The 1,153-nt window shown below is 66.6% G+C and carries 1 pseudogene; it reads left to right on the top strand.

What is annotated here, in order from left to right:
- Positions 1–47: 47 nt before the first annotated feature.
- Positions 48–1,153 (top strand): annotated as a pseudogene (locus tag ACFVFH_RS35775) (protein phosphatase); the annotation flags it as partial.

The following is a 1,153-nucleotide window of genomic DNA, read 5'->3' as shown; positions in this document are numbered from 1 at the left end:
CTGGGCGCGGTGGACCTGGACCCGAAGAAGCCCGGGGTGCAGACGCGGTGATCAAACCCGAAGCGATCCCCCAGTACACCGGCAACCTCGGCCAGCTGGAGAAGGACCACGCGAGCCTGACCAAGGACGCCGGGAACATCCGGGACACCGGCTCCTCCGTCCACACCCACTTCCAGGCCCTGTCCGCCTACTACAAGGCCCCCGAGGCCGAGCAGCTGTTCGCCTCCACGAAACCGGTCCAGGACCGGGCAGACGCGTTCGCCGACGACCTGGAGAAAGTCGCCTCCTCACTGTCCGACTACGCGACCGAGATCCGCCCCCTGGTCACCAAACTCGAACAGCTCAAGACGGACGCGACGAAGTTCGTGAACGCCAACAAGGACGACGACGACTGGGAATACGACGGCGACAAGGTCGAGGAACACAACCAGCTCCGCGACGACATCACCGCGACCGTCGCCGCGTTCTGGGCCGCCGAACGCACCTGCCACAACAAGATCACCGCCCTGTTCGGCGGAACCCAGATGGTCGCCGGAGACGGCTCGGACCGCAAGGACCAGTACGGATTCAACGCCGACGACCTCAAGAACGCCAAACTCCCCTGGGGCGACCCCGTCGAGGAGAAACACCACTGGTACGAAGTCGGCCACTGGGTCAAGTCCTTCGTCTGGGACGGACTGATCGTCGACGGGATCTGGGGCACCATCAAGGGCCTGGGCACCCTCGTCGGCTTCGGCGGCTGGGACGCCATGGGACAAGCCTGGAAAGGCCTCGCCCAACTCGCGACCGGCCTGGTCATCTCCTCCCTCCCCGGCGCCGGCACCCTCTTCTGGGCCCTGCCCGACGACAAACTCCCCTCCTGGCTCCGCGACTCACGCACCGCCATGAAAGAAACCGGCAAAGCACTCGTCGCCTGGGACGAATGGGGCAAGAACCCCGGCCGCGCCGCCGGAGCCGTCACCTTCAACGTCCTGACCACCGTCTTCACCGGAGGCGCCGGCGGCGCCGCCGCAGGAGCCGGGAAAGCCGGAGCCGTCGCCAAGGTCCTCTCCGTCGCCGGCAAAGCCGGCAAGGTCATCGACCCCATGACCTACATCGCCAAGGGCGCAGGCGCCGGCCTCTCCAAGATCGGCGACATCACCAAAGGCCTCAA

The organism is Streptomyces sp. NPDC057697, from assembly GCF_042799335.1.
Taxonomy (GTDB): Bacteria; Actinomycetota; Actinomycetes; order Streptomycetales; family Streptomycetaceae; genus Streptomyces.
The sequence above is the reverse complement of the archived record's forward strand: the minus strand, read 5'-3'. Positions and strand labels throughout refer to the sequence as shown.